The sequence below is a fragment of the Streptomyces sp. NPDC002577 genome, assembly GCF_053594815.1.
The window spans coordinates 110,353-137,350 of the sequence record NZ_JBSFWK010000013.1 but is presented as its reverse complement, the minus strand read 5'-3'; the positions used below and the strand labels follow the sequence as shown (position 1 = coordinate 137,350).

The 26,998-nt window shown below is 69.3% G+C and carries 23 protein-coding genes; 15 read left to right on the top strand and 8 right to left on the bottom strand.

All coding sequences use genetic code 11. The annotated features are described in order from the left end of the window. Nucleotides 1–23: 23 nt before the first annotated feature. The 3 genes from ACWD4J_RS19685 (at nucleotide 24) to ACWD4J_RS19675 (ending at nucleotide 3,840) form a co-directional block, all read left to right on the top strand. The gene (locus ACWD4J_RS19685; protein WP_451396653.1) at nucleotides 24–911 is read left to right on the top strand and encodes a FadR/GntR family transcriptional regulator; all 888 of its coding nucleotides are present in this window, start codon (nucleotides 24–26) and stop codon (nucleotides 909–911) included. 399 nt (nucleotides 912–1,310) lie between these two features. Next, nucleotides 1,311–2,855: an RNA polymerase sigma factor gene (locus ACWD4J_RS19680; protein WP_451396652.1), complete on the top strand. Its 1,545-nt coding sequence runs from the start codon at nucleotides 1,311–1,313 to the stop codon at nucleotides 2,853–2,855. A 154-nt stretch (nucleotides 2,856–3,009) separates the two neighbouring features. Further along, nucleotides 3,010–3,840 (top strand): S1 family serine peptidase, encoded by an 831-nt coding sequence (locus ACWD4J_RS19675; RefSeq protein WP_451396651.1) that lies wholly within the window; start codon nucleotides 3,010–3,012, stop codon nucleotides 3,838–3,840. 110 nt (nucleotides 3,841–3,950) lie between these two features. Here the strand turns inward: ACWD4J_RS19675 and ACWD4J_RS19670 are convergent, their stop codons facing one another. Then, a complete protein-coding gene (locus ACWD4J_RS19670) occupies nucleotides 3,951–4,181 on the bottom strand; it encodes a DUF7455 domain-containing protein (protein WP_451396650.1) in 231 nt (76 codons plus the stop codon). A 440-nt stretch (nucleotides 4,182–4,621) separates the two neighbouring features. Here ACWD4J_RS19670 and ACWD4J_RS19665 point away from each other — a divergent pair, with 440 nt between their 5' ends. The 6 genes from ACWD4J_RS19665 to ACWD4J_RS19640 all read left to right on the top strand — a co-directional run bounded on the left by ACWD4J_RS19665 (nucleotide 4,622) and on the right by ACWD4J_RS19640 (nucleotide 11,484). Continuing rightward, a complete protein-coding gene (locus ACWD4J_RS19665) occupies nucleotides 4,622–6,745 on the top strand; it encodes a DNA gyrase/topoisomerase IV subunit B (RefSeq protein WP_451396649.1) in 2,124 nt (707 codons plus the stop codon). Nucleotides 6,746–6,949: 204 nt separating this feature from the next. Continuing rightward, a complete protein-coding gene (locus tag ACWD4J_RS19660; RefSeq protein ID WP_451396648.1) occupies nucleotides 6,950–7,480 on the top strand; it encodes a DUF1453 domain-containing protein in 531 nt (176 codons plus the stop codon). Then, nucleotides 7,477–8,634: a sensor histidine kinase gene (locus tag ACWD4J_RS19655; RefSeq protein WP_451396647.1), complete on the top strand. Its 1,158-nt coding sequence runs from the start codon at nucleotides 7,477–7,479 to the stop codon at nucleotides 8,632–8,634. The genes ACWD4J_RS19660 and ACWD4J_RS19655 overlap by 4 nt, the downstream gene beginning before the upstream one ends. After that, nucleotides 8,631–9,311, top strand: a complete 681-nt coding sequence (locus tag ACWD4J_RS19650) for a response regulator (RefSeq protein ID WP_451396646.1) — start codon at nucleotides 8,631–8,633, stop codon at nucleotides 9,309–9,311. The genes ACWD4J_RS19655 and ACWD4J_RS19650 overlap by 4 nt, the downstream gene beginning before the upstream one ends. Before the next feature lie 104 nt (nucleotides 9,312–9,415). Continuing rightward, on the top strand, nucleotides 9,416–9,895 hold the full coding sequence (locus ACWD4J_RS19645) for a DUF485 domain-containing protein (RefSeq protein WP_451396645.1): 480 nt from the start codon (nucleotides 9,416–9,418) through the stop codon (nucleotides 9,893–9,895). After that, on the top strand, nucleotides 9,892–11,484 hold the full coding sequence (locus ACWD4J_RS19640; protein ID WP_451396644.1) for a solute symporter family protein: 1,593 nt from the start codon (nucleotides 9,892–9,894) through the stop codon (nucleotides 11,482–11,484). The genes ACWD4J_RS19645 and ACWD4J_RS19640 overlap by 4 nt, the downstream gene beginning before the upstream one ends. Before the next feature lie 97 nt (nucleotides 11,485–11,581). Here ACWD4J_RS19640 and ACWD4J_RS19635 read toward each other — a convergent pair whose 3' ends face one another. After that, nucleotides 11,582–12,277 carry a response regulator gene (locus ACWD4J_RS19635; protein WP_451396643.1) on the bottom strand — a complete coding sequence of 232 codons (696 nt, stop codon included), beginning with the start codon at nucleotides 12,275–12,277 and terminating at the stop codon, nucleotides 11,582–11,584. Between the two features lie 161 nt (nucleotides 12,278–12,438). Here ACWD4J_RS19635 and ACWD4J_RS19630 point away from each other — a divergent pair, with 161 nt between their 5' ends. The 3 genes from ACWD4J_RS19630 to ACWD4J_RS19620 are packed head-to-tail and all read left to right on the top strand — an operon-like array spanning nucleotide 12,439 to nucleotide 15,227. Continuing rightward, complete coding sequence (locus tag ACWD4J_RS19630; protein WP_451396642.1) at nucleotides 12,439–13,254, top strand: ABC transporter ATP-binding protein; 816 nt, start codon at nucleotides 12,439–12,441, stop codon at nucleotides 13,252–13,254. Then, nucleotides 13,244–14,116 carry an ABC transporter permease gene (locus tag ACWD4J_RS19625; protein ID WP_451396641.1) on the top strand — a complete coding sequence of 291 codons (873 nt, stop codon included), beginning with the start codon at nucleotides 13,244–13,246 and terminating at the stop codon, nucleotides 14,114–14,116. Before ACWD4J_RS19630 ends, ACWD4J_RS19625 begins: the two co-directional genes overlap by 11 nt. A gap of 52 nt (nucleotides 14,117–14,168) precedes the next feature. After that, nucleotides 14,169–15,227, top strand: a complete 1,059-nt coding sequence (locus ACWD4J_RS19620; RefSeq protein ID WP_451396640.1) for an ABC transporter substrate-binding protein — start codon at nucleotides 14,169–14,171, stop codon at nucleotides 15,225–15,227. Nucleotides 15,228–15,300: 73 nt separating this feature from the next. On the opposite strand, the gene ACWD4J_RS19615 is transcribed toward ACWD4J_RS19620, so the two are convergent. The 5 genes from ACWD4J_RS19615 to ACWD4J_RS19595 form a co-directional block, all read right to left on the bottom strand. Then, complete coding sequence (locus ACWD4J_RS19615; RefSeq protein ID WP_451396639.1) at nucleotides 15,301–15,981, bottom strand: response regulator; 681 nt, start codon at nucleotides 15,979–15,981, stop codon at nucleotides 15,301–15,303. After that, on the bottom strand, nucleotides 15,978–17,753 hold the full coding sequence (locus tag ACWD4J_RS19610; RefSeq protein ID WP_451396638.1) for an ATP-binding protein: 1,776 nt from the start codon (nucleotides 17,751–17,753) through the stop codon (nucleotides 15,978–15,980). The genes ACWD4J_RS19615 and ACWD4J_RS19610 overlap by 4 nt, the downstream gene beginning before the upstream one ends. A gap of 54 nt (nucleotides 17,754–17,807) precedes the next feature. Continuing rightward, nucleotides 17,808–18,758: a sucrase ferredoxin gene (locus ACWD4J_RS19605; RefSeq protein ID WP_451396637.1), complete on the bottom strand. Its 951-nt coding sequence runs from the start codon at nucleotides 18,756–18,758 to the stop codon at nucleotides 17,808–17,810. A gap of 103 nt (nucleotides 18,759–18,861) precedes the next feature. Next, nucleotides 18,862–19,098 carry a hypothetical protein gene (locus tag ACWD4J_RS19600; RefSeq protein WP_451396636.1) on the bottom strand — a complete coding sequence of 79 codons (237 nt, stop codon included), beginning with the start codon at nucleotides 19,096–19,098 and terminating at the stop codon, nucleotides 18,862–18,864. A gap of 155 nt (nucleotides 19,099–19,253) precedes the next feature. Next, on the bottom strand, nucleotides 19,254–19,787 hold the full coding sequence (locus tag ACWD4J_RS19595) for a DUF6082 family protein (RefSeq protein ID WP_451396635.1): 534 nt from the start codon (nucleotides 19,785–19,787) through the stop codon (nucleotides 19,254–19,256). A 312-nt stretch (nucleotides 19,788–20,099) separates the two neighbouring features. Here ACWD4J_RS19595 and ACWD4J_RS19590 point away from each other — a divergent pair, with 312 nt between their 5' ends. After that, complete coding sequence (locus ACWD4J_RS19590) at nucleotides 20,100–21,245, top strand: CobW family GTP-binding protein (protein WP_451396634.1); 1,146 nt, start codon at nucleotides 20,100–20,102, stop codon at nucleotides 21,243–21,245. A gap of 1 nt (nucleotide 21,246) precedes the next feature. Here the strand turns inward: ACWD4J_RS19590 and ACWD4J_RS19585 are convergent, their stop codons facing one another. Further along, nucleotides 21,247–23,700 (bottom strand): DNA gyrase/topoisomerase IV subunit A, encoded by a 2,454-nt coding sequence (locus ACWD4J_RS19585; RefSeq protein WP_451396633.1) that lies wholly within the window; start codon nucleotides 23,698–23,700, stop codon nucleotides 21,247–21,249. 376 nt (nucleotides 23,701–24,076) lie between these two features. Here ACWD4J_RS19585 and ACWD4J_RS19580 point away from each other — a divergent pair, with 376 nt between their 5' ends. Both ACWD4J_RS19580 and ACWD4J_RS19575 read left to right on the top strand, forming a co-directional pair. Next, nucleotides 24,077–25,447, top strand: a complete 1,371-nt coding sequence (locus tag ACWD4J_RS19580; RefSeq protein WP_451396632.1) for a M16 family metallopeptidase — start codon at nucleotides 24,077–24,079, stop codon at nucleotides 25,445–25,447. Nucleotides 25,448–25,470: 23 nt separating this feature from the next. Further along, entirely contained in the window at nucleotides 25,471–26,853 is a 1,383-nt protein-coding gene (locus tag ACWD4J_RS19575; protein WP_451396687.1) for a M16 family metallopeptidase, read from the top strand. Nucleotides 26,854–26,998 lie beyond the last annotated feature (145 nt).

Below are 26,998 nucleotides of genomic sequence, written 5' to 3'. Positions count from 1 at the left end.
GGGACCGCGCCGACAAAAGATCCGTGAGTACCCTTGCGCACACCATGATGACCGCCGCCCGTCCCGCCGACTCCGGCCTCGCCGGCCCGGGCGAACTCGACCGCTACCCCTTCGCCGAGGCCCATGCCACCGACCGCGTCGGCGCCCCCGCCTGGGAGGGAGCCGACCCGGAGCTGGGCCGTGTGGGCCGACGCGCCGCAGGCAGCCGCGGCCGCGGGCTGCACGGCCAACTCGTACAACAGCTGGGTCAGATGATCGTCTCCGGCGACCTGGGCGCGGATCGCCCGCTGGTACCCGAGGAGATCGGCCAGCGGTTCGAGGTCTCCCGTACCGTCGTCCGGGAGTCGCTGCGCGTACTCGAGGCCAAGGGCCTCGTGAGCGCCCGACCCAACGTCGGAACGCGAGTGCGCCCGGTCAGCGACTGGAACCTCCTGGACCCGGACATCATCGAGTGGCGGGCCTTCGGGCCGCAGCGGGACGACCAGCGGCGTGAGCTGAGCGAACTGCGCTGGACGATCGAGCCGCTCGCCGCCCGTCTCGCCGCCGGGCACGGGCGTGAGGACGTCCAGCAGCGCCTGGCCGACATGGTCGAGATCATGGGGCACGCCCTGGGGCAGGGGGATGCCGTCACGTTCTCCCGCGCCGACGCGGAGTTCCACTCGCTGCTCATCCAGGTCGCCGGCAACCGCATGCTGGAGCACCTGTCCGGCATCGTGTCGGCTGCCCTCCAGGTCTCGGGAGGTCCGGTCACGGGCTGTGACCGTCCGACCGAGGCGTCCCTCGCGCTCCACTCCCGCATCGTCGAGGCACTCCCCGCCGGCGACGGAGCGGGTGCCGAGACGGCCATGCGTCAACTGCTTACCGTCCACCCAGAGGTGGAGCGGGTGGTGCCGGCCCCCCGCGAGCACTGACGGACGGGCGGCGACCGCAGGCCTGTGCCTGGCCCGGCGACGCGACGTGGAGGCGCCGCCGGGCCTGTTTGTGGGCACAAGCCGCCGGACCCGACTGTGGGCACAAGCGACGCGAAGATGATCGAGCTGGACTCGAAACGTGATCGCATCTGACCGTATCTAGGTGCTTTTGAGTGCTTACGTGGTGTGACTCGGGCCACGCAGATTGGGCGTAACGCTCCTGGGAACAGCGCGATGACCTAAGAGGTGACAGTCGAGGAGGGAATACAGCCGCCGCTGACGGCGCTGTCCATCTCCCCGGCCCCCGCCTGCGCCCGTCGGCCCATCCCCAAGTCGGCGGTCGTCGGCTCCGGTCCACACGGGACGGGGCCGTAAGCCGTTTTCCAACGTTCCGAGAGGTTGTTCGTGTCGGCCAGCACATCCCGTACGCTCCCGCCGGAGATCACCGAGTCCGTCTCTGTCATGGCGCTCATCGAGCGGGGAAAGGCTGATGGGCAGATCGCCGGCGATGACGTGCGTCGGGCCTTCGAAGCTGACCAGATTCCGGCCACTCAGTGGAAGAACGTACTGCGCAGCCTCAACCAGATCCTCGAGGAAGAGGGTGTGACGCTGATGGTCAGTGCCGCCGAGCCCAAGCGCACCCGCAAGAGCGTCGCAGCGAAGAGTCCGGCCAAGCGCACCGCAACCAAGACGGTGGCGGCCAAGACGGCCACGGTCAAGAAGGCCACCGCCGCCGCCCCCGAGGCGCCGGTCGGCGACGCCCCCGCTGAAGAGGCTGCGACCGCCCAGAGGCCCACGGTCAAGAAGGCCACGGCCAAGAAGGCGGTTGCCAAGAAGGTCGTCGCGAAGAAGACGGCGGCCAAGAAGACCACCAAGAGCGAGGACGAGGAGCTCCTGGACGACGAGCTCGTCGAGGAGACCGCAGGCGCCGGCAAGCCCGGCGCCGATGAGCCCGCCGAGGACGGCGCGCAGGGCTTCGTCCTGTCCGACGAGGACGAGGACGACGCTCCCGCGCAGCAGGTGGCGGCCGCCGGCGCCACCGCCGACCCCGTCAAGGACTACCTGAAGCAGATCGGCAAGGTCCCCCTCCTCAACGCCGAGCAGGAGGTGGAGCTCGCCAAGCGCATCGAGGCCGGTCTGTTCGCCGAGGACAAGCTGGCCAACGCCGACAAGCTCGCCCCGAAGCTCAAGCGCGAGCTGGAGATCATCGCCGAGGACGGTCGCCGCGCCAAGAACCACCTCCTGGAGGCCAACCTCCGTCTGGTGGTCTCCCTGGCCAAGCGCTACACCGGCCGCGGCATGCTCTTCCTGGACCTCATCCAGGAGGGCAACCTCGGTCTGATCCGTGCGGTCGAGAAGTTCGACTACACCAAGGGCTACAAGTTCTCCACGTACGCCACCTGGTGGATCCGTCAGGCGATCACCCGCGCCATGGCCGACCAGGCCCGCACCATCCGTATCCCGGTGCACATGGTCGAGGTCATCAACAAGCTCGCACGCGTGCAGCGCCAGATGCTCCAGGACCTGGGTCGCGAGCCCACCCCGGAGGAGCTGGCCAAGGAACTCGACATGACCCCGGAGAAGGTCATCGAGGTCCAGAAGTACGGCCGCGAGCCCATCTCCCTGCACACCCCGCTCGGCGAGGACGGCGACAGCGAGTTCGGTGACCTCATCGAGGACTCCGAAGCCGTTGTCCCGGCCGACGCGGTCAGCTTCACGCTCCTGCAGGAGCAGCTGCACTCCGTCCTGGACACGCTCTCCGAGCGCGAGGCGGGCGTCGTCTCCATGCGTTTCGGTCTCACCGACGGTCAGCCGAAGACCCTCGACGAGATCGGCAAGGTCTACGGCGTCACGCGTGAGCGCATCCGCCAGATCGAGTCCAAGACGATGTCGAAGCTGCGCCACCCCTCGCGCTCCCAGGTGCTGCGCGACTACCTCGACTAGTCGCCCCGGCAACACCGAAAAGGCCCGGACGCCTCCGCATCGAGGCGTCCGGGCCTTTTCCGTCGCGCCACTGCGTGAGGCTGCGCGCGCGTGCGAGCCATGCCGTCCTGGATCACCCTGGGTGTGCCGTTGCAACTCAGAGTAAGGAGCGTGTATGCGTTTCCCCCTTGGCAAGGCCCTGAGGGGCGGGCTGGCCATGGCGGCTGCGGTGGCCGTGCTGCCGCTGGCCGCGCCGATCCCCGCCGCGGCTGACGGCATAGTCGTCGGAGGCGCCCCGGTCGATGTGGCCGACAGTCCGTGGGTGGTGGCGCTGTCCAGCCGTGACCGATTCGGGGGTACACGCGCGGGGCAGTTCTGCGGGGGAGTGGTGGTCGGGCGTACGACCGTGCTCACCGCGGCCCACTGTATGGGCGAGGATGTCCTGGGCGGGCCGGCGGGCCGTGTGGACGATCTGAAGGTCATCGCGGGACGCAGTGATCTCCGCGCCAAGGACGGCCAGGAGATCCCGGTACGCAGCGTCTCGATCAACCCCCAGCACAACAGCGTCACGCACGCTGGAGACGCGGCGGTCCTCACGCTGGCCAGACCGCTTCCCCAGAGCTATGTGATCCCCGTGGCGCGGCAGGGGGACCCGGCGTATGTGCCCGAGACCAGAGCCACGGTCTACGGCTGGGGCGACACCACGGGCACCGGTCAGTACTCGCGCACACTGCGCGCCGCGCAGGTGAGGGTGCTGCCGGACGAGCTCTGCAAGAAGGCGTACCCGGGAACGCGTCAAGGGACCTATGTCGCCGCGTCCATGCTGTGCGCGGGCGAGCGTGCAGGGGGCCGAGACGCCTGCCAGGGAGACAGCGGCGGTCCGCTGGTCGCCAAGGGGCGGCTGGTCGGCCTCGTCTCCTGGGGGAGCGGCTGCGGATGGGCGGGCAGTCCCGGGGTCTACACGCGAGTTTCAGCCGTGATCGGGCCACTGGGGCTGGACGGCTGACCGCGATTGTCGACGGCCACGTACCAGACCGGGCGGCTGCTCCTGATTGCAGGAGCAGCCGCCCGGTCACCGGCCTCATGCCGGAACTGGCTCGTCGTGGATGCGAGGTGTCAGCGTTCCTCTTCGGTGGCGGACGCCGGGACGGTCGTCAGCCGCTCGGTCTCGTCCTGTATCTCAGCGGCGATCTTCTTGAGTTCCGGCTCGAACTTGCGCCCGTGGTGGGCACAGAAGAGCAGCTCACCGCCGCTGAGCAGGACGACGCGCAGGTATGCCTGGGCGCCGCAGCGGTCGCAGCGATCAGCGGCCGTCAGCGGGCTCGCGGGGGTCAGAACAGTAGTCACGTCGCCTCTTCTCTAGCTCGACGAGCTGTCGTACCAGGGTCAACATCCAACCAGCCCCAAAACGTTCCCGCTCGTGGCTTTTCCTCGAAAAAATCTTTCGCGAGGCGGCTGTCTGCTGCCGGTTGGCGGCGAATGTGCCGTAGTGCGTTTCTTTGCGTCGTACGGTTTCGCGCTGTCTTTCAGGTCTCGTCCCCCCGGCTGGGTTGCCGGTTGTTCATGAGGACGTGCCCCGAGGCTAAATGGTTCATGCCTCGAAGGGAACGTGATGTGCGCTTCACTCCATCGAAGGATCGAACAGGTATGCGACTCTGGACTACCCTGAACTGGGTCTAGGGTGGCGTTACAACGGCTCTATCAGGCCTCGGTACCCTCTGACCGGCAACCGAAGCCAGCCCCCTGTCCACAGGGGGCCACCAGAAATTCAGCGAGGAGCGAACCGCGTGACCGCCGAGACGTCCGTGCCGTCCACAGCGCTGCTGACCGGAGCAGACCGGGACGGTTCCAACTACACCGCGCGGCACCTGCTCGTCCTCGAGGGGCTCGAAGCCGTCCGTAAGCGCCCTGGCATGTACATCGGCTCGACCGACAGCCGCGGGCTCATGCACTGCCTCTGGGAAATCATCGACAACTCCGTCGACGAGGCGCTGGGCGGCTACTGCGACCACATCGAGGTGATCCTCCACGACGACGCGTCCGTGGAGGTGCGGGACAACGGCCGCGGCATCCCCGTCGACGTGGAGCCCAAGACGGGCCTGTCCGGGGTCGAGGTCGTGATGACCAAGCTCCACGCGGGAGGAAAGTTCGGCGGCGGCTCGTATGCGGCGTCGGGTGGTCTGCACGGCGTGGGCGCCTCTGTGGTGAACGCGCTGTCGTCCCGGCTGGACGTGGAGGTGGACCGGGCGGGAAGCACGCACGCCATCAGCTTCCGGCGCGGCGTTCCGGGTGCGTTCAAGGGCGAGGGCCCCACCGCGTCGTTCGATCCGGCGGCGCGGCTGCGCAAGGTCAAGAAGGTCCCGAGGGCCCGTACCGGCACGCGCGTGCGGTACTGGGCGGACCGGCAGATCTTCCTCAAGGACGCCAAGCTCTCCCTGGATACGCTGCACCAGCGCGCCCGGCAGACCGCGTTCCTGGTCCCGGGCCTGACCATCGTCGTGCGCGACGAGTACGGCCTGGGCGAGGGCGGCAGTAAGGGCGAGGAGTCCTTCCGCTTCGACGGCGGAATCAGCGAGTTCTGCGAGTTCCTGGCGCCGGACAAGCCGGTCTGCGACGTCCTCCGGCTCTCCGGGCAGGGCACGTTCAAGGAGACCGTTCCGGTCCTCGACGACCGGGGCCACATGACGCCCACCGAGGTGACCCGTGAGCTCGGCGTGGACGTCGCGCTGCGGTGGGGTACGGGGTACGAGAGCACGGTCAGGTCCTTCGTCAACATCATCGCCACCCCCAAGGGCGGCACCCACGTCACCGGCTTCGAACGCTCCGTGACCAAGACTGTCAACGAGGTGCTGCGGGCGCAGAAGCTGCTGCGTGTGGCCGAGGACGACATCGTCAAGGACGACGCCCTCGAGGGGCTCACCGCCGTCGTCACCGTGCGCCTCGCCGAACCCCAGTTCGAAGGGCAGACCAAGGAGGTCCTGGGCACCTCGGCGGCCAACCGCATCGTCGCGAACGTCGTCGCCAAGGAACTCAAGGAGTTCCTGACCTCGACCAAGCGGGACGCGAAGGCTCAGGCCCGCGCGATCCTGGAGAAGGCCGTCGCGGCGGCCCGTACGCGCATCGCCGCCCGCCAGCACAAGGAGGCGCAGCGCCGGAAGACGGCGCTGGAGTCCTCGTCGCTGCCCGCCAAGCTCGCCGACTGCCGCAGTGACGACGTGGAGCGCAGCGAGCTCTTCATCGTCGAGGGCGACTCCGCGCTCGGCACGGCCAAGCTCGCGCGGAACTCCGAGTTCCAGGCACTGCTGCCGATCCGCGGCAAGATCCTCAACGTCCAGAAGTCCTCCGTCTCGGACATGCTGAAGAATGCCGAGTGCGGTGCGATCATCCAGGTCATAGGGGCGGGCTCGGGCCGGACCTTCGACATCGACGCGGCTCGCTACGGCAAGATCATCATGATGACCGATGCCGATGTCGACGGCTCGCACATCCGGACCCTGCTTCTGACGCTGTTCCACCGCTACATGCGACCCATGGTCGAGGCGGGCAGGGTGTTCGCGGCGGTGCCGCCGCTCCACCGCGTCGAGCTGGTCCAGCCGAAGAAGGGCCAGGACAAGTACGTATACACGTACTCGGACCGCGAGCTGCGCGACAAGCTTCTCGAGTTCCAGAGCAAGGGCATCCGGTACAAGGACTCGATCCAGCGGTACAAGGGCCTCGGTGAGATGGACGCCGACCAGCTGGCCGAGACCACGATGGATCCGCGCCACCGCACGCTGCGCCGGATCAACCTCTCGGACCTGGAGGCGGCCGAGCAGGTCTTCGATCTCCTCATGGGCAACGAAGTCGCGCCGCGCAAGGAGTTCATCACCGGTTCGGCGGCCACGCTGGACCGGTCGCGGATCGACGCGTAGGACCGTACAGGGCAGGGCGCGGTGCCGTACGGACGTACGGCACCGCGCCCTGCCCTCTTTCCGGTGCCTCCACCCTGAGGTGGAGACACCGCCCTTCCAGGACTCCACCCGGGATCCACCTCTGCTCCGATCTTCTGACCTGGCGTTTTCCGTAGCGTCGAAGGCGTTGTTCGTCCTCGCTCTTCCCCGTCCGCGGAGGTCGTGATGTCCGGGCTGTTCGATGTCCTGTTGATCCTCGCTGTCGTCGTCCTTGTGGTCGTGCGTCAGTTCCGGGCACGGCAGATATCGGCGGATAGGCGCTGGTGGGTCGTGCCCGGCGTACTGATCTTCATGGCGCTGCGTGGGCCCGGCGTGATCGACGCCCACCATCCGGGGGAGTCTGCCGCCCTGCTCGCGGCCGAGTTGCTGATCGGCATTGCCACCGGTGCCGGCTGGGCCTGGACCACACGCGTGTGGGCGGCTCCGGACGGTGCCGTGTGGAGCAAGAGCACCAAGGCCAGCGTCCTCGTCTGGCTGGCCGGCATAGGCCTTCGAGCGGGTCTCTTCGGGGCAGGGGCCCTGCTCGGTGTTCATCAGGGCACAGCGGCCCTGCTGCTCGCGCTCGCGGTCACCCTGCTGGTCCGCTCCGGAATCCTGGTCTGGCGCTCTCAGTTCCTGGGCACACCCGCCGATGGGGTCCCCGCGCCCGGTGAGGGCGCGTCCCTGCGATCGTGGAAGTCGAAGGAGCGCGTATGACGTACAACGCGTGGACGCGCTGGCCCTTGCGGGAAGCCCTCTCCCGTGCCGGTGTCTCGCGGGCACGGCGGCTGATCGCCTGGACCGTGCGCACGTTGGTCCTCGGCATGCTGCTGTGGACGACCACCTTCAACAGCGGCCATGCCAACGGCTGGGGGGCGGCCGGCGCCGTGCTGCTCGTCGTTCTCTGCGGTCTGGCCGGATGGGCTTTCTTCCGCACCACGCTCCAGCATCGATTGCTGCCATCGCTGGGCCTGCTCGCCGTCCTGTTGGGCATCGCGACTCTGGCTCAGAGCACCGGCTTCCGGGTTGCGGCGCTCGTGCTGTGGTGTGCGTGCGCCGTCAGCGCCATGGAGAGGCTGCCCCTGGCAGCCGCGGTGCCGGTCGCTTCAATCGCGCTGGGTGCGTACGCCGCGGTCAACAACGATGTCTGGCTGACCACGGTGCCCACCGCCACGGGCATCGCACTCGCCGGGTACGTACTGCGTCTCGACGCCGAGGCACGTGGCAACGCCCAGCGGCTGCTCGCCCAGGAGCGGGCGGCCCGGGAGGCCGAGGCCGAGTCCGCGGCGCTGTCGGAACGCACCCGCATCGCCAGGGAGATCCACGACGTCCTGGCGCACAGTCTCTCGGCGCAGCTTGTCCACCTGGAGGCGGTCCGGCTGCTCATCGAACGGGGCGCGGACCGGAAGCAGATACTCGAACGGGTGGTGGCGGCACGGGGCATGGCTCGCGACGGCCTCGCGGAGACGCGTCAGGCGCTTTCAGCTCTGCGCGGTGAGATGTCCCCGCTGGAGGAGGTTCTGAGAGAGCTGGTGGCCACCGCTGAGATCGGTGCCGACGTCACTGTCGCGGGTGAGCGCCGGCCGCTGCCGGCCGAGGCCTCGCAGGCGGTCCGCCGCGTCGCGCAGGAAGCCATCACGAACGCACGCAAGCACGCACCAGGCGCCAAGGTCCGCATACGACTCGACTACGGCGAGCATGAAGTGACCCTGGAAGTATGGGACTCGGGCGGGCATCCGGGTGAACTGACCCACACCGGAGCCGGGTACGGTCTGCTGGGTATGCGGGAGCGTGCCGAGCTGCTCGGCGGCTCGCTGGATGCCGGGCCGTACGAGGAGGGGTTCGCGGTGACGTTGAAGGTCCCCGTATGACGCAGGAGGACGGCAAGCCGCCTGCCCGTGTGGTGGTGGCCGACGATCAGACCGTCGTGCGTGAAGGCATCGTGATGCTGCTCGGACTGCTGCCCGGCGTCGAGGTCGTCGGGGCCGCCGGTGACGGCGAGGAAGCCGTGCGCCTCGTGGCAGAACTGGCCCCGGACGTCGTCCTGATGGACCTGCGCATGCCCCGCTGCGGCGGCGTCGAGGCGACCCGGCGCATTCGTACGGAACACCCGGGCACCCAGGTCGTCGTGCTCACCACCTTCGCGGACGACGACTCGCTCTTCCCGGCCCTCGAAGCGGGCGCGCGAGGCTACCTCACCAAGGACGCCGGTGGCGACGAGATCGTACGGGCCGTGGAGAGCGTGCACTCAGGTCACGCGGGACTCTCGCCGGGGATCCAACGGCGGTTGCTTGAGAGGTTGTCCCAGCCCGCCGCGTCCGCCTCTGCGGCGGAATCTCCGGACAGCCTCACTGCCCGTGAGGCCGAGGTTCTCGTACTGATCGCCGACGGCCTGTCCAACCAGCAGATCGCCCGCGAGTTGCATGTCTCCACCGCCACGGTGAAGACACACATCAACAACCTGTTCGCCAAGACAGGACTCAAGGACCGTGCTCAGGCGGTGCGCTATGCCTACCGGCACGGGCTCGCCGAGCCGCCGGCGCGCTGAGTCACCTGATGGGGTGAAGAGGCGGGATTGGAGAGTCCGCGATCTGACCGTTCTGCCCATCCTTGGGCACGTGGCCGAAGCGGCCGGCGGACAAGGAGAGTTCGGTGGAGAAGCACGACGGCGGCGAGGCGGCTCGGGTCCGGCCCGACGATCCCTGGTACGAGGCGCTCGCCTCCGGCTGGGGCACGTTGGACGGTACGGGGCCGAGTGCTTCCGCTGTCCCACAGGCGCGCCGGGATCCGGCGGGACCGACGGGTACCGCCGCCGAGATCTATCTGGAGGTGCAGCGCAGTCCGGCCTTCCAGGAGGTGCGCAGCCGGTACCGGAGATTCGTTTTCCCCGGGGTCGCCGTCTTCTTCACCTGGTACGTCGCGTACGTCGTGGCCGCGACGACGGCGCCTGACCTGATGGCGCGGCCTGTCGCGGGCGCCGTGAACGTCGCGATGCTCGCGGGCCTCGGCCAGTTCCTCTCCACATTCCTTCTCACGTGGGCGTACGCCCGGCACGCCCGGCTGCGAAGGGACCGGGCCGCTCTCGAACTCAGATGGAACACACAGGAGCTGACCCGGGAGACCGAGCGGTGACGGACGATCATCAGACTCTGGCGCTGTTGCTCTTCAGCGCGTTCGTGGCGGTCACACTGGCGATCACGACCTGGGTGAGCCGCAGCCGGCGGGGCTCGGCGGAGGAGTTCTACGCAGGCGGGCGTCTGTTCAGTCCGATGGAGAACGGCTTCGCCATCGCGGGCGACTACATGTCGGCGGCCTCATTCCTCGGAGTCACCGGACTGATCGCGCTGTTCGGCTACGACGGAGTGCTGTATTCGGTGGGTTTTCTCGTCGCCTGGCTCGTGGTGCTCTACCTGGTGGCCGAACTGGTACGCAACTGCGGGCGCTTCACGCTCGCGGACGTCGTCGCCGCGCGGATGAGTGAACGGCCGGTCCGTATCGCGGTGGGAACCTCCTCGGTGACCGTGTGTGTTCTGTATCTGGTGGCGCAAATGGTGGGGGCGGGCAGCCTGGTCGCGCTGCTGCTGGGGGGCACGAGCGGGGCGGCGCGGACCTGGACTGTGATCGGCGTCGGCGCACTCATGGTCATCTATGTGTCGTTGGGAGGGATGCGAGCCACCACCTGGATCCAGATCGTCAAGGCGGTCCTGCTGCTGACCGGCGCGATCACGTTGACCGCGCTTGTCCTGGTGCGGTTCCACGGCGACTTCAACGCGCTGCTGCGCACGGCGGCCGAGCGCAGCGGGCACGGCGATGCCTTCCTGGCGCCAGGGCTGAAGTTCGGCGCTGACTGGACCGCGCGGTTCGACTTCATCAGTCTCGGGCTTGCCCTGGTGCTGGGGACGGCCGGGTTGCCGCACATCCTGTCCCGCTTCTACACCGTGCCGACCGCGCGGGCCGCACGCCGCTCGGCCGTCTGGTCCATCGGCCTCATCGGCACCTTCTACCTGATGACGATCGTGCTCGGTTTCGGGGCGGCGGCGCTGGTGGGATCCGATGCGGTGCGCGTGTCCAACGCGTCGGGGAACACCGCGGTACCGCTGCTGGCGCTTGATCTCGGCGGCGGTGCCGACTCCACGGGGGGAACGGTTTTGTTCGCGGTTGTCGCCGCGATTGCCTTCGCCACGATCCTCGCCGTCGTCGCCGGTGCCACGCTTGCCGCGTCGGCGTCCGTGGCCCACGACCTGTACGCGTCACTGCGCCGTCCCGGCGGGAAGCGGCGCAGCGAGGTGGTGGTGGCGCGCGTCGCCGCTGTCGGGATCGGCGCCGTTGCGATCGCCCTGAGCCTGCTCGCCCGCAACCTCAATGTGGCGTCCCTGGTGGGCCTGGCGTTCGCCGTGGCGGCCTCCGCCAATCTGCCCGTGCTGCTGTACTCGCTGTTCTGGCGGAGCTTCACCACGCGCGGCGCGGTGTGGTCGGTCTACGGGGGCCTGGTGCCGGCACTCGCGCTCGTGGCGCTGTCCCCTGTGGTCTCGGGGAGCCCGGACTCGATCTTCCCGGGTGTGGACGTACAGCTCTTCCCCTTGGAGAACCCGGGTCTGGTGTCCATCCCGCTCGGATTCCTTGCGGGCTGGATCGGCACAGTCATGTCGCCGGAGCGGCCGGACGAGGCGAAGCACGCGGAGACCGAGGTGCGCTCGCTCACCGGAGCGGGTGCGGTGTGACAGCGCCCGCCCGGCGGCCTCGGCGCGGGCAGACTTCCGCCTCCCGGCATCGCCGTCGTATCGAGACCTCCAGGTGCACCGTGGAGGCCTCAGGGCCTCAGGGCATCACCCAGGCGTACCGGTGCTCAGGCCGCCCCGTGTCCCCGTACTTGAGTGAGAGCCGCAGCCGCCCGGCCTGCTCGAGGTGGCGCAGATAGCGCTGGGCGGTGGCCCGGCTGAGCCCGGTCTCGGCGGCCACCTCGTGGGCCGACAGCGGATGGTCGGCCCGGTGCAGCACACCGCAGATGAGATCCGTGGTCGGCTCCGAGTGACCGCGTGGCAGACCCGGCGACGAAGGGGCAGGCAGGGTGCGCAGCGCGCCGAAGATCCGGTCTACCTGCTCCTGTCCGCCCACAGCGCCCCGGCCGCCCACCCGGTCGACGGTGCGCCGAAGCGCGGCATAGGAGTCGAGCCGGGCGCGCAGCGCGGCGAAGGTGAACGGCTTGACCAGATAGTGCAGTGCGCCGAGACGCATCGCCGACTGCACGGTGACGACATCGCTCGCCGCCGTGATCATGATGACGTCGGTGCCGTGACCGCGTTCGTGGAGCCGGTGGACCAGTTCGAGCCCTGTCTGGTCAGGCAGGTAGTGGTCGAGCAGCATCAGGTCGATCCGCTCGCGTTCCACCGTGGCCAGCGCCTGGGCAGCGCTGTGGGCGCGGGCCGTGACCCGGAAGCCGGGAACCTTTCCCACGTACTTCGCGTTGATCTCGGCGACACGGAAGTCGTCGTCCACGACCAGAACGTCGATCATCGGGCCTCTTTCCCTCAAGCCCAGGCGAGCTGTTAAGCCCGTGTTTCGGCTCAGCTGTTGTAGCGCGAGCAAAACGAGCACAACAGTCCTTTGCAAGCAGAAGACGGTATTGCGCCCAGAAGACTGCTGCTGCGTCCGGTGCCGAATCTACGGTCCCGGCCATGAGCACAGACACCAGCCCCGCGATCGAACTGCGGGGCGCGAGCAAAGTCTTCAGGACTCCGTCAGGAGGACTGCACACCGCGGTCAGGGATCTGGATCTGACCGTCGGCCGCGGCGAGTTCGTGGCCGTCGTGGGCCCCACAGGCTGCGGCAAGTCGACCACGCTGACGCTCGTCAGTGGCCTGGAGGAGCCCAGTGAGGGCGAGGTCCTGGTGGCCGGCGAGCCGGTCCGCGGTGTGGGCGACAAGGTCGGATTCGTCTTCCAGCAGGACGCGACCTTCCCGTGGCGCACGGTGCTGTCGAACGTCATGGCGGGCCCGCGCTTCCGCGGCGTTCCGAAGGCGGAGGCGAAGCAGAAGGCCCGCGAGTGGCTGGCCCGGGTCGGACTCGCCGCCTTCGAGGACCGCTACCCGCACCAGCTCTCCGGCGGCCAGCGCAAGCGCGTCGCGCTCGCCGCGACCTTCGTCAACGACCCCGAGATCCTGCTGATGGACGAGCCCTTCTCGGCGCTCGACGTGCAGACCAGGGCCCTGATGTCGGACGAGCTCCTCGAACTGTGGGAGGGCACGGGCGCGTCGGTCGTCTTCGTCACCCACGACCTGGAGGAGTCCATCGCGCTCGCCGACAAGGTGGTCGTGATGACCGCGGGGCCGGCCACCGTGAAGCAGGTCTTCGACATCGACCTGCCGAGGCCGCGCAAGGTCGAGACGGTCCGCCTGGAGCCGCATTTCATCGAGATCTACCGCGAGATCTGGGAGTCGCTCGGCGAAGAGGTCCGCATCACCCGTGAGAGGGGTGCCGCCCATGTTGCCTGAGGTCATGCCCGAGGCCGAAGTCGCGCTGGCAGCCCAGACCGCCAAGACGGCCGGAGGTCTCTCCCGGGCCCGCGCCGCCCGCAGACGCAAAGTGGTCGTCGCCGTCGCCCGCGTGCTGCTCCTGGTCGTCGTGCTCGGCCTGTGGGAGGTGCTTGCGCGCGCCAAGGTCATCGACCCGTTCAACTTCTCCATGCCCTCGAAGATCTGGGACCAGATCCAGCAATGGGTCATGCATGGCACCGCCCTCGGCTCCCTGGGGGAGCAGATCTGGTACACGCTCTACGAGGCGCTGATCGGCTGGGTCATCGGTGTGATCGCCGGTGTGGTCCTCGGCATCACCCTGGGGCGCATCACGTTCCTCGCCGATGTGCTGGGGCCCTACATCAAGGTCCTCAACTCCATCCCGCGCATCGTGCTGGCGCCGATCTTCGTGATCTGGTTCGGGCTCGGCCCGGCCTCGAAGGTCGCCTCCGCCGTGGTCCTGGTGTTCTTCCCGGTCTTCTTCAACGCCTTCCAGGGCGCCCGCGAGGTCGACCGCAACCTGGTCGCCAACGCCCGCATCCTCGGGGCGAGCGACCGCCGTGTGACGCTTCAGGTGGTCATCCCGTCGGCTACGTCATGGATCTTCACCAGCCTCCACGTCAGCTTCGGCTTCGCCCTCATCGGCGCCATCGTCGGCGAGTACATCGGTGCGACGAAGGGCATCGGCCTGCTCGTCGCGCAGTCGCAGGGCACCTTCAACGCCGCCGGCGTCTACGCCGCGATGGTGATCCTCGCGGTCGTCGCACTCGTCGCCGAGGGACTGCTGACCTTCGCCGAGAGCCGCATCTTCCAGTGGAAGCCCGCGAATTCCGACAGCTGAACGCCCGTATTCACCCGCCTCGTACCGAAATATCACAAGGACGTGACCGAACATGCGTAAGACCGTCAGAACCTCAGCGCTGGCAGCGGCCGGCCTGCTCGCCCTCTCCTCGCTCACCGCCTGCGCCAACGACGCGGCGAGCTCGACCGCCGACTCCGGCAGCAAGGGGAGCGGCAAGGGTGAGCACGTCAAGATCATGGTCGGTGGCCTGGACAAGGTCATCTACCTGCCTGCGATGCTCACCCAGCGGCTCGGCTACTTCACGGACGAGGGCCTCGACGTGGAGATGCTGAGCGAGCCGGCCGGCGTTCAGGCCGAGACCGCGCTGGTCAGCGGCCAGGTCCAGGGCGCCGTCGGCTTCTACGACCACACCCTCGACCTGCAGACCAAGGGCAAGGCCGTCGAGTCCGTCGTGCAGTTCTCGCGGGCCCCGGGCGAGGTGGAGATCGTCTCCAACAAGGCCGCGGACGACATCAAGTCCCCCAAGGACTTCAAGGGCAAGAAGCTCGGCATCACCAGCCTCGGCTCGTCGACGGACTTCCTCACCAAGTACCTCGCGGTGAAGAACGGCGTGAAGGTCAGCGAGTTCACGCCGGTCGCCGTCGGCGCCGGACCGACCTTCATCGCCCCGCTGAAGAAGGGTTCGATCGACGGCGGCATGACCACGGACCCGACCGTCGCGACGGTCCTCGACCAGAAGCTCGGCAAGATCCTCGTCGACATGCGCACCCCGGAGGGCTCGCAGGAGGCGCTCGGCGGCCCGTACCCGTCGTCCAGCCTCTACATGCAGACGGACTGGGTGAACAGCCACAAGGACACGGTCCAGAAGATGGCCAACGCCTTCGTGAAGACCCTCAAGTGGATGTCCACGCACAGCGCCGACGAGATCGCCGCGAAGATGCCGGCCGACTACGCGCAGGGCGACAAGGACCTCTACGCCCAGTCGATCAAGAGCACGCTGCCGATGTTCACGACGGACGGTGTGATGCCGGAGAACGGTCCCGAGACCGTCGAGCGCGTCCTCAAGGCGTTCAACACCAACGTCAAGAACGCCAAGATCGACCTGAGCAAGACGTACACCACCGAGTTCGTGGAGAAGGCCGCCGGCTGATCCTTGTCGCACGGCTGAACCGACCGACAGCCCTGCCTGCTGGGGCGCGCGGTCACCCCCGGCCACCACGCCCTCAGACGCGGGTCGCCCAGACGTAGCAGTGCTGCGGGCGGCCCGCGTCGCCGTATTTCAGCGTCAGCCTGGCCTGCCCGGCACGCTCGAGCAGCTTCAGATAGCGCTGGGCCGTCTGCCGGCTCAGCCCCGTCAGGTCCGCGATCTCCTGCGCCGACAGCGGCGTCTCGGCGCTCTCCAGCGCCCGGCGTACGAGCTCCGCGGTGTTGTGGGAGTGGCCCTTGGGCAGCTCCGGCTGCGAACCGGCCGACAGTGCGCCGAAGATCCGGTCGACCTCGGCCTGCTCGGCCTGGCCGCCGGAGTCGAGAGTGCGGCGCAGCTCGGCGTATGCCTCGAGCTTGGCGCGCAGTCCGGCGAAGGCGAACGGCTTGACCAGGTACTGGAGCGCGCCGAGCCGCATCGCGGCCTGGACGGTGGAGACGTCACGGGCCGCGGTCACCATGATCACGTCGGTCTGGTGGCCGCGGCGCCGCATCTCCCGCACCACTGCCAGGCCTGTCTCGTCCGGCAGATAGTGGTCGAGAAGCACCAGGTCGAGCCGGGGGAGGCTGTCCACCAGCCGCAGCGCTTCGGCCCCGGTGTGCGCCTCGCCCGCCACGCGGAAGCCCGCGACCTTTTCCACATACGCGGCATTGACCCGTGCGACCCGGGTGTCGTCGTCCACGACCAGCACCTCGATCATCGCGACTCCTCCTTCGTGGTTGCACGGGCAGCACCCGTACTCTTCGTGGCGTCCGTGGCGTCCGTGGCGTCCGTGGCGTCCGTGGCGTCCGTGGCGTCCGTGGCGTCCGTGGCGTCCGTGGCGTCCGTGGCGCCCGTGTGCGCGGATTCCGACCCCAGGGCGGGCTCCGTGAGGGCCTCCGGCAGGACCACGGTGAACTCCGCGCCTCCGCCGACCGGCTCGCCGACCTCGGCACTGCCGCCCTGCCGTTCAGCGAGCCGGCGTACCAGGGCGAGACCGATGCCCCGTTTGCCATGGGCCGGGGGCTTCTTGGTGGACCACCCCTCGGTGAAGACCAACTCGCGCTGTTCCGCCGGGATTCCGGGCCCGGTGTCCCGGATACGGAGGACCGCCGTGCGCCCCTCGGCGCGCAACTCGACCTCCACGCGCGCGTGCGGAGTCCCCGCGACGGCGTCCAGGGCGTTGTCGACGAGATTGCCGACGACGGTGACCAGTCCCCGGGGGTCGATCAGCCGGTCGGGGAGGAGGGTGTCGTCCGAGATCCACAGCGCCACGCCGCGCTCCGCCGCGACCGTGGCCTTCCCGACCAGCAGGGCGGCGAGCAGCGGATCGTGGATCTTCTCGGTGACCTGTTCGGCGGTGGCCCGGTGATCGCCCACGACCTCGCCGACGAACTCGACCGCGTCGTCGTACATCTCCAGCTCCAACAGCCCGAGGAGCGTGTGCATGCGGTTGGCGTGCTCGTGGTCCTGCGCGCGCAGGGCGTCGATCAGGCCGCGGGTGGAGTCCAGCTCGCGTCCCAGCTGCTCGAGCTCGGTTCGGTCGCGCAGGGTGGCGACGGCGCCGCCGTCATCGGTCGGCATGCGGTTCGCGACGAGTACGCGCTGGCCGCTCACCGTCAGCAGATCTCTGCCGGTGACGCGCCCGCCCAGCACATCCGTCGTACGACCCGGTCCGAGCGCCGTGTCCAGAGACTTCCCGATAGCCTCCGCGTCGAGCCCCAGGAGCCGCTGTGCCTCGTCGTTGAGCAGCCGGATCCGGCCGCCGCGGTCCAGGGCGACCACGCCCTCGCGAATGCCGTGCAGCATGGCCTCGCGCTCGGCGAGCAGCGCGGAGATGTCCGAGAAGGCCAGGTCGCGGGTCTGCCGCTGCACCCGCCGGGAGATCACGTACGCGGCGAGCGCACCGACGGCCAGGGCTCCGCCCGCATAGGCGAACAGTCCCGGTATGGCGTTGATCAGCCGGGCCCGGACGCTGTCGTACTCGATGCCGACCGAGACCGCGCCGATGATCCTGCCGTCGGCGTCGCGCAGGGGGACCTTGCCGCGCGCCGAGCGGCCGAGTGTGCCGCTGTCGATCTGCATGATCTCGTGTCCGGCGAGCGCCACGCTGGGATCGGTCGAGACCGGCTTGCCTATCTCCTTGGGTTCGGTGTGCGACCAGCGGATCCCCTGCTTGTTCATGATCACGACGTACTCGGCGCCGCTGGCGTGCCGTATCCGCTCCGCGTCGGCCTGCACGGGCCCGTCGGGTGTGGGCCGAGAGGTCTGCAGATCCTTGGCGATCTGCGGCTGAGCCGCCGTGGTCTGGGCGATGGCGAGCGCACGCCGCATCGCCTGGTCGTCCAGTTGCTGGCTGAGCGGGGCGAGGAAGAGCCCGGTGGCGAGCACGGTGACTCCGGCGGCTATCGCCAGCTGCATCAGCAGCACCTGGGAGAAGACACGCCGGGGCAGGCCGAGGCGCAGTCGACGGGCGGCGGGGGTCGGGGTCATGGGTACGAAGGTAAGGGGCGGGCGGGCTCCGCCTAAGCCCCTGTGGCGCCTGTCTCAGCCGGTGAGGCAGACGGTGCGGGCCGCCGGACGGACTTCCCGTACCGCGACGACGTCCATCCTTGCCGGTGAGCCCAGGGGCGAGCCGCAGCTCTCGGGGCGGGGCGGCAGGGAGGCCCCCTGGGCGACGGTGACCCGCCACCGGCGGCCGTCGGTGTGGGCGACGGTCACGTCCCAGCGCGGGGCGGTGCCCTCTGTCCGTACGACGGTGAGCGTGCCGGCGCGGTCTTCGCCCGTCGACGTACGCACCGCCAGCTCTGCGGCCTGCCCCGGCCGCTCCCACGCGGAGTTCCCGCGACACCTGTCGGCGACGATGCGGCCCTCCTGGACGCCTTCGAGGATCTCCTTCACGTGGTGAGCCGCGACGCGGCCGTACGCGTACCCGTACGGCAGCACCAGCAGCGTCGGCGAGAAGCGGTGGCCGCCGAGGTGGGTGACCTCCCAGACGCCGTCGACGCCGGACGTCTCGAGCTCGGCGGCGAGGGGCCGGCCGAGGAGCGCGCAGCACCGGTCGCGCTTGCCGTTGGTGCAGATGAGGGTGAGCGGGGAGCCGGTGTGGGCCTCACCCTGGAGGAGTCGGTCGAAGGTGTGATGATCACCCATGCCGAGCGCCCGGAAATCGAGGTTGAGCAACTGCCCGGGGGACTCCGTTGTGGCGCTTCGCAGCCACGTGTTGCCGGGGGTGGTGTGCGCTGCGTACACCTGTCGGCGGGTGGGTGTGTGGCAGTCGGCGTGGCGGCCGGGGCGCCGGATGAGGGCCACGCGTACGCCCGTCCCTTGGGCCGCCGCCTCCAGGGCGCGGCCGAGCACCGGGTCCAGGTGGCTGGAGGTGAGCGCCTTGGCACCCCAGGGCCCCGGCTGCTCTACCAGCAGCCAAGTCCTCGCCGTGGCGGCAGTCCCGACGACGGGCTCGTCGAGGGCCTGGGAGGCGGTAGCGCAGGTGCTCACGTAGGTGAGCCTAACCTGAATTGGTCCCACGTGACTTGTCGGCCACGTATGGAGCGCACTTGACGAACGCGCCGTGTCGCGGGTCCCGGCGTTGGGCGGCTTGCTAGGCGTCGGGAATATCAGCCTTGGCGCGCACCAGGGTTTCACGGCTTACGATGACGATTCGCTCATACTCCGCGCGGGAAGCGTCGGGAGGGAGCTCCTCCTCGAGCGTCGCCGTGGCCTCCGTCCCGATGACGGCGAAGTTCCCGTCGCTCAGCTCGAACACGTCAGGGCAGGACTGTCCCGAGACGCTTCCGCGCTGTTGAGGGGAGGCACCAAGGCGACGCACGATTCTCAAAAGTGGATCCTGTCTCAAGGAGCCACGCGAAGCCAGTGGCTCAGGGTTTCGCGCGTCGACGAGCTGGGTAACCGCGCGCGCTTACCCTAGGGAAGAGGAGGTTCCTGATTCAAGCGCCTCGTCAACCGCGCGTGCCACTCCTGCTTCACGGGCAACTAACTTGTTTCGGGCGGAGGTTGGCCGACGACCCACCACTCTTCGGTTTCGGCCTCCTCCAGATCCCGTATCAGTTTGTCCACCATTCGGCCCAGGCGGGCCTCGTCCGACGAGTCCACCAGACTCGCCCGATGCGGTCGGGTGGCTTCCCAGTAGTCGCGGAAGATCTCGTTCTGGCAAATCAGCCGCAAGTGTCCGTGAAGCTCCTCCCAGCTGAGATTGTTGACCCGCCAAGCAAGTAGGACATTCGTGTACACGGCGTTCGCGAAGAGGTACTGACGCAGGATCCGTGGTTCTAGAGGCGTATCAAAGGTGTCGAGCACGGCCGCCAGATCAGGGTCGTCCATCGCTCTGCTCAGCATGTCGAACTGCAGTCGCTGCTGCTGGGCGAGCGCCGCGTGGCGATGATGTTCGGCGTATTCCTTCTGTAGACGCCGGTCGCTCCACCTGTGGGCGGCCAGGAACGCGAGGGCCCCTGCGGCAAAGGCGAGGCCGCAGCCCAGCCCTCGTGCTCCCAATTTCTGTGTGGCCATGTCAACCCCCGATTCAGGCGACCGTCCGCCGGTCGTCGGTGCGGGTCGACGGTATTGGACCGGCGAGCGATGATGTCGCGCTTGCCGTCTCCCAGGGTGCCGAGCGGCTCTGATCGGCGGGAGGCGGTAGAGGAGGCGCACGGCAGGAAGGTTTTGTCGTGCGTACCGGCGCCGTGCTGAGTGTGTGCCCAGCAAGCGCTGCTAACAATCGTTCACTTTGCCGCCGTTCTGGGCGCACATATTCTGGGTCGGTCCTCCGTCGTCGAACAAGAACCGCCGTACAACACCCGTCGCACAAGAAAGGTCGCCAGCTTGAGTGAGCGGCAGGTCCCGGTCGTCGTACTCGCGGGGTTCCTGGGATCAGGGAAGACCACGCTGCTCAACCACCTCCTGCACAGCAGCAGAGGCAGCCGGATCGGCGCGATCGTCAACGACTTCGGGGCGATCGAGATCGACGCGATGGCTGTGGCGGGAGCGCTCGGCGACTCGACCGTCTCGCTCGGCAACGGCTGTCTGTGCTGTGCCGTGGACGTGAGCGATCTCGACCGGTACCTGGACACATTGACCCGGCCTTCGGCCCGCATCGACATTGTCGTCATCGAGGCGAGCGGCCTCGCCGAGCCGCAGGAACTCGTCCGCATGGTTCTCGCCAGCGGGAATCCGCGCGTCGTGTACGGCGGGTTGGTCGAGGTCGTCGACGCTGTCGAGTTCGGCAACACCCGGGAGCGGCATCCGGAGATCGAGCGGCATCTGGCCATCGCCGACCTCGTCGTGGTCAACAAGGCCGACCGTGTGCCGGCGGGGGAGCGGGAGCGGACCATCGAACTGGTCCGCGGGCTTGCCGGTCGTGCGGCCGTCGTCCCCGCGTCGTACGGGCGGATCGATCCCGATCTGCTCTTCGACCGCAGGCCCGCCGAGGAGCGGGTCGGGCAGCTCTCGTTCGACGACATGCATGAGCATGACGGCGCGGACGGGCACGGCGACCACCTGCACGTCGCCTACGACAGTCTCTCCTTCACCTCCGACGTGCCGCTGAGCCCGCGTCGGCTGATGGATTTCCTGGAGCGCAGGCCCGAGGGGCTCTACCGCATCAAGGGGCACGTCGACTTCGGTGCGGCGGATGCGCGCAACCGGTATGCCGTGCACGCCGTGGGGCCGTTCCTGCGGTTCTACCCGGAGCCCTGGGCCGACGGCGAGGACGGGCTCACCCAGCTCGTCCTCATCGGTTACGGCATTGACATCGCCACTCTTCACAAGGAGCTCGACGCCGTCCGTGACGACTCCCTCAGCAGCCCGGACGCCCCCCACGCCGACGAGCGCAGCATGTGGGGCGTCCTGCGCTACGTCCAGAAACCAGACGGAGCCGAGGACCTGCAGAAAGCCGAGGACCCGCAGGAAGCCGAGTACCCGGAGGAACCCGACTACCTGCAGGAATCCGAGCAGGCAGACGCCGGCTGACCTACGCCGACGGTCCGGCCACCACCGCGACCGGCTTGCCGAGCGACACGCCCGACCCGTCCCGGCGCGGATCGATCTCGGGCAGTTCCGTCGGCATGCCGCTCTTCTGCGCCGCGCGGGCGGGTGTCGCACCGGCCCAGGCGAAGCTCAGGCAGTCCTCGCCCTTCAGGAAGCGCTGGCAGCGCACGCCGCCCGTCGCGCGGCCCTTGCGCGGGTACTGGTCGAACGGGGTCAGCTTGGCCGTCGTCTGGACCGAGTCGTCCAGCGTGCCGCGTGAGCCCGCGACCGTGAAGACCACCGCGTCCACCGAGGGGTCGACCGCGGTGAACGAGATGACCTTCGCACCCTCGGCGAGCTTGATGCCCGCCATGCCACCGGCCGGGCGGCCCTGCGGGCGGACCTGCGACGCCTGGAAGCGCAGCAGCTGGGCGTCGTCCGTGATGAAGACCAGGTCCTCCTCGCCCGTACGCAACTCGATCGCGCCGACGATCCGGTCGCCCTCCTTGAGGGTGATGACCTCCAGCTCGTCCTTGTTCGACGGATAGTCCGGGACGACACGCTTGACGACGCCCTGCTCGGTGCCCAGGGCCAGGCCGGGAGACGACTCGTCGAGGGTCGTCAGGCAGACGACCCGCTCATCGGCCTCCAGGGACAGGAACTCCGACAGCGGGGCGCCGCCCGAGAGGTTGGGCGACAGAGTCACCTCGGGAAGCTGCGGAAGATCGATCACCGCCACCCGAAGCAGTCTGCCGGACGACGTGACCGCGCCCACCTCACCGCGCGCCGTCGCCGGTACGGACGACACGATCACGTCGTGCTTGACGCGCTTGCCGCCGCCGTCCTCGAAGGGGTTGCCGTTGGGCGTACGCGCCAGGAGGCCCGTCGACGACAGCAGCACCCGGCACGGGTCGTCGGCGACCTGCAGCGGCACCGCGGCCGCGGGGGCGCCCGCCGACTCCAGCAGGACCGTGCGCCGTTCCGTGCCGAACTTCTTGGCCACGGCGGCCAGTTCGTTGGACACGAGCTTGCGCAGCTCGGTGTCCGACTCGAGGACGCGGGTCAGCTCCTCGATCTCCGCGTTCAGCCGGTCCCGCTCCGCCTCCAGCTCGATACGGTCGAACTTGGTGAGGCGGCGCAGCGGTGTGTCGAGGATGTACTGCGTCTGGACGTCGCTCAGCGCGAACCGCCTGATCAGGCGCTCCTTGGCCTGCGCGGAGTTCTCGCTGGAGCGGATGAGCTGGATGACCTCGTCGATGTCGATCAGCGCGACCAGCAGGCCGTCGACCAGGTGCAGCCGGTCGCGCTTCTTTCCGCGGCGGAACTCGCTGCGGCGGCGCACGACGTTGAAGCGGTGGTCGAGGTAGACCTCGAGCAGCTCCTTCAGGCCCAGCGTGAGCGGCTGGCCGTCGACCAGCGCGACGTTGTTGATGCCGAAGGACTCCTCCATGGGCGTCAGCTTGTACAGCTGCTCCAGGACCGCCTCCGGCACGAAGCCGTTCTTGATCTCGATCACCAGGCGCAGGCCGTGCGCACGGTCCGTGAGGTCCTTGACGTCGGCGATGCCCTGCAGCTTCTTCGAGCCGACCAGGTCCTTGATCTTGGCGATCACCTTCTCCGGGCCGACGGTGAACGGCAGCTCGGTGACGACGAGGCCCTTGCGGCGCGCCGTCACGGTCTCCACGGAGACCGTGGCCCGGATCTTGAACGTGCCGCGGCCCGTCTCGTACGCGTCCCGGATGCCCGCGAGGCCGACGATGCGGCCGCCCGTGGGCAGGTCGGGGCCCGGGACGTACTTCATGAGCGTGTCCAGGTCGGCGCCCGGGTACCTGATCAGATGGCGGGCGGCGGCGATGACCTCGCTCAGGTTGTGCGGCGGCATGTTCGTCGCCATGCCGACGGCGATACCGGACGAGCCGTTCACCAGCAGGTTCGGATACGCGGCGGGCAGGGCCACCGGCTCCTGCTCCTGGCCGTCGTAGTTCGGCTGGAAGTCGACCGTGTCCTCGTCGATGGACTCTGTCATCAGCGACGTGGCGTCGGCCATCCGGCACTCTGTGTACCGCATGGCGGCCGGCGGGTCGTCGTTGCCCAGCGAGCCGAAGTTGCCGTGGCCGTCGACCAGCGGGACACGCATCGAGAAGGGCTGGGCCATGCGCACCAGGGCGTCGTAGATCGACGCGTCGCCGTGCGGGTGCAACTTACCCATGACCTCGCCGACGACGCGGGCGCACTTCACATAGCCGCGGTCGGGGCGCAGGCCCATCTCGTTCATCTGGTAGACGATGCGGCGGTGCACGGGCTTCAGGCCGTCCCGGGCGTCCGGCAGGGCCCGGGAGTAGATCACCGAGTAGGCGTACTCGAGGAAGGAGCCCTGCATCTCGTCGACGACGTCGATGTCGAGGATCTTCTCCTCGAAGTCGTCGGGCGGCGGGGTCTTCGTGCTGCGGCGGGCCATCGCTGCTGCGGCTCCTTCACACTGTCTGCCGGGCCATCGGGCTCAGGGCCATGAACGGATCTGCTGCGGACCATTGTGGACCGCCCCACCGACAACTGTGGACCGGGCCACTGACAACGGCGGTGGCGGGGCCGTCTGCCGGGCCCCGGCCCATGCCTGGCCGGCCCTGCGGCGAGCCGCCCATGGGACGGTGCGCACGGGTGGCCATCCCCCGCGGCCCCAACCCACCCGCCGGCGCGCGCTCGCCACGGGACACGCGACCGACGAGATCAGGCGCCCCGACCCGGACCGCTGGAACTTCGCCAGGTGTCAGCCGCCTTGCATACAGTGGCAGGAGCTGCAGAACCTTTCAGTTTTCGCGATCGAAGGGACGTACATGCCCATGGGTCACACGGCCACAGCGCAGGCCGGTTCCGGCGGCCTGACAGCGAAGGAGCACCGGCTGGCCAACGGCCTGCGCGTCGTGCTCTCCGAGGACCACCTGACCCCGGTCGCCGCGGTCTGCCTCTGGTACGACGTCGGCTCGCGTCACGAGGTCAAGGGTCGCACCGGCCTTGCCCACCTCTTCGAGCACCTGATGTTCCAGGGGTCCGAGCAGGTGAAGGGCAACGGCCACTTCGAGCTGGTCCAGGGAGCCGGCGGCTCGCTGAACGGCACCACGAGCTTCGAGCGCACCAACTACTTCGAGACGATGCCCGCGCACCAGCTGGAGCTCGCGCTCTGGCTGGAGGCCGACCGTATGGGCTCCCTCCTCGCCGCCCTCGACGACGAGTCCATGGAGAACCAGCGGGACGTCGTCAAGAACGAGCGCCGCCAGCGCTACGACAACGTGCCGTACGGCACGGCCTTCGAGAAGCTGACCGCCCTGTCCTACCCGGACGGCCACCCCTACCACCACACCCCGATCGGCTCGATGGCCGACCTGGACGCGGCGACGCTGGAGGACGCGCGGGCCTTCTTCCGCACGTACTACGCGCCGAACAACGCCGTCCTGTCGGTCGTCGGCGACATCGACCCGGAGCAGACGCTCGCCTGGATCGAGAAGTACTTCGGGTCCATCCCGTCCCACGACGGCAAGCCCGCCCCGCGCGACGGAAGCCTCCCGGAGATCATCGGCGAGCAGCTGCGCGAGGTCGTCGAGGAGGAGGTCCCGGCTCGCGCCCTGATGGCCGCGTACCGGCTCCCGGAGGACGGCACGCGCGCGTGCGACGCGGCCGACCTGGCGCTCACCGTCCTCGGCGGCGGCGAGTCCTCGCGGCTCTACAACCGCCTCGTACGCCGCGACCGCACCGCCGTCGCGGCCGGATTCGGGCTGCTCAGGCTGGCCGGAGCCCCGTCGCTCGGCTGGCTGGACGTGAAGACGTCCGGCGACGTGGAGGTCCCGGTCATCGAGGCCGCCGTCGACGAGGAGCTCGCCCGGTTCGCCGAGGAGGGCCCCACGCCCGAGGAAATGGAGCGCGCGCAGGCGCAGTTGGAGCGCGAGTGGCTGGACCGTCTCGGCACGGTCGCGGGCCGCGCCGACGAACTCTGCCGGTACGCCGTCCTGTTCGGTGACCCGCAGCTCGCCCTGACCGCCGTCAAGCGGGTGCTCGAGGTCACGCCGGAGGAGGTGCGGGACATCGCCAGGGCCCGCCTGCGCCCCGACAACCGCGCGGTGCTCGTCTACGAGCCGCTCGCGCACCCCGAGGCCGCGGCCGAGGCCGCTGAGGACACAGACGGCACCGCAGACGAGGAGGCGGCGAAGTGACCGAGGCCGAAATCCCTGTGATCATGGAATTCCACCCGCAGCCCCAGGCCGGCCCCGCCAAGCCCTGGGCCTTCCCCGCGCCCGGCCGCGGCACGCTCGGCAACGGCCTGACGGTGCTGCGTTGCCACCGCCCCGGCCAGCAGGTCGTCGCCGTCGAGATCCTTCTCGACAGCCCGCTGGACGCCGAGCCGGCCGGCCTGGACGGCGTCGCCACGATCATGGCGCGGGCCTTCTCCGAGGGCACCGACAAGCACTCCGCCGAGGAGTTCGCCGCCGAGCTGGAGCGCTGCGGCGCCACGCTCGACTCGCACGCCGACCACCCCGGCGTACGGCTCGCGCTCGAAGTGCCCGTCTCCCGGCTGCCGAAGGCCCTCGGGCTGCTCGCCGACGCCCTCAGGGCGCCCGCGTTCGCGGACAGCGAGATCGAGCGGCTCGTCCGCAACCGGCTGGACGAGATCCCCCACGAGACCGCCAACCCGGCCCGCCGCGCCGCCAAGGAGCTCTCCAAGGAGCTGTTCCCGGCGGACTCGCGCATGTCCCGCCCCCGCCAGGGCACCGAGGAGACGGTCACGGGCATCGACTCCGCGGCCGTGCGCGCCTTCTACGAGAAGCACGTACGCCCCGCCACGGCCACCGCCGTCGTCGTGGGCGACCTCTCCGGCACCGACCTGGACGCGCTCCTCGCGGACACGCTCGGCGCCTGGACCGGCTCGACCGCCGAGCCCCGTCCCGCGCCGCCGGTGACCGCCGACGACACCGGCCGCGTCGTCATCGTCGACCGCCCGGGCGCGGTCCAGACGCAGCTGCTCATCGGCCGCATCGGCCCGGACCGCCACGACCGCGTCTGGCCCGCCCAGGTGCTCGGCACCTACTGCCTGGGCGGCACCCTCACCTCGCGCCTGGACCGCGTCCTGCGCGAGGAGAAGGGATACACCTACGGCGTACGGGCGTTCGGGCAGGTGCTCCGCTCGGCAGCGCCGACTTCCCCTGGAGGAGCTACAGGCGCCGCGATGCTGGCCATCAGCGGCTCTGTCGACACCCCGAACACCGGCCCGGCGCTGGACGACCTGTGGAAGGTGCTGCGTACGCTCGCCGCCGAGGGCCTCACGGACGCCGAGCGCGACGCCGCGGTGCACAACCTGGTGGGTGTCGCACCGCTCAAGTACGAGACGGCGGCGGCCGTTGCGGGCACGCTGGCCGACCAGGTCGAGCAGGGTCTCCCGGACGACTTCCAGGCGCAGCTGTACCAGCAGTTGTCCGCGACCGGCACCGTCGAGGCCACGGCCGCGGCGGTCAGCGCCTTCCCGGTGGACCGTCTGGTGACCGTCCTCGTGGGTGACGCCTCCCAGATCGAGGAGCCCGTCAGGGCGCTCGGTATCGGTGAAGTGACGGTCGTCACGGGCTAGACCCGACGCCGGACCGCCCGCCCCACGCGGACGGGCACGAGCACCGGCCGGGCCCGGAGAGACCCCGGTGGCTGCAGAGCCACCGGGGTCGTCGTTTGTCCGAATTGTTGGAGAGGCTGCCTGTCTGCCCTGTGGCATGCACTAC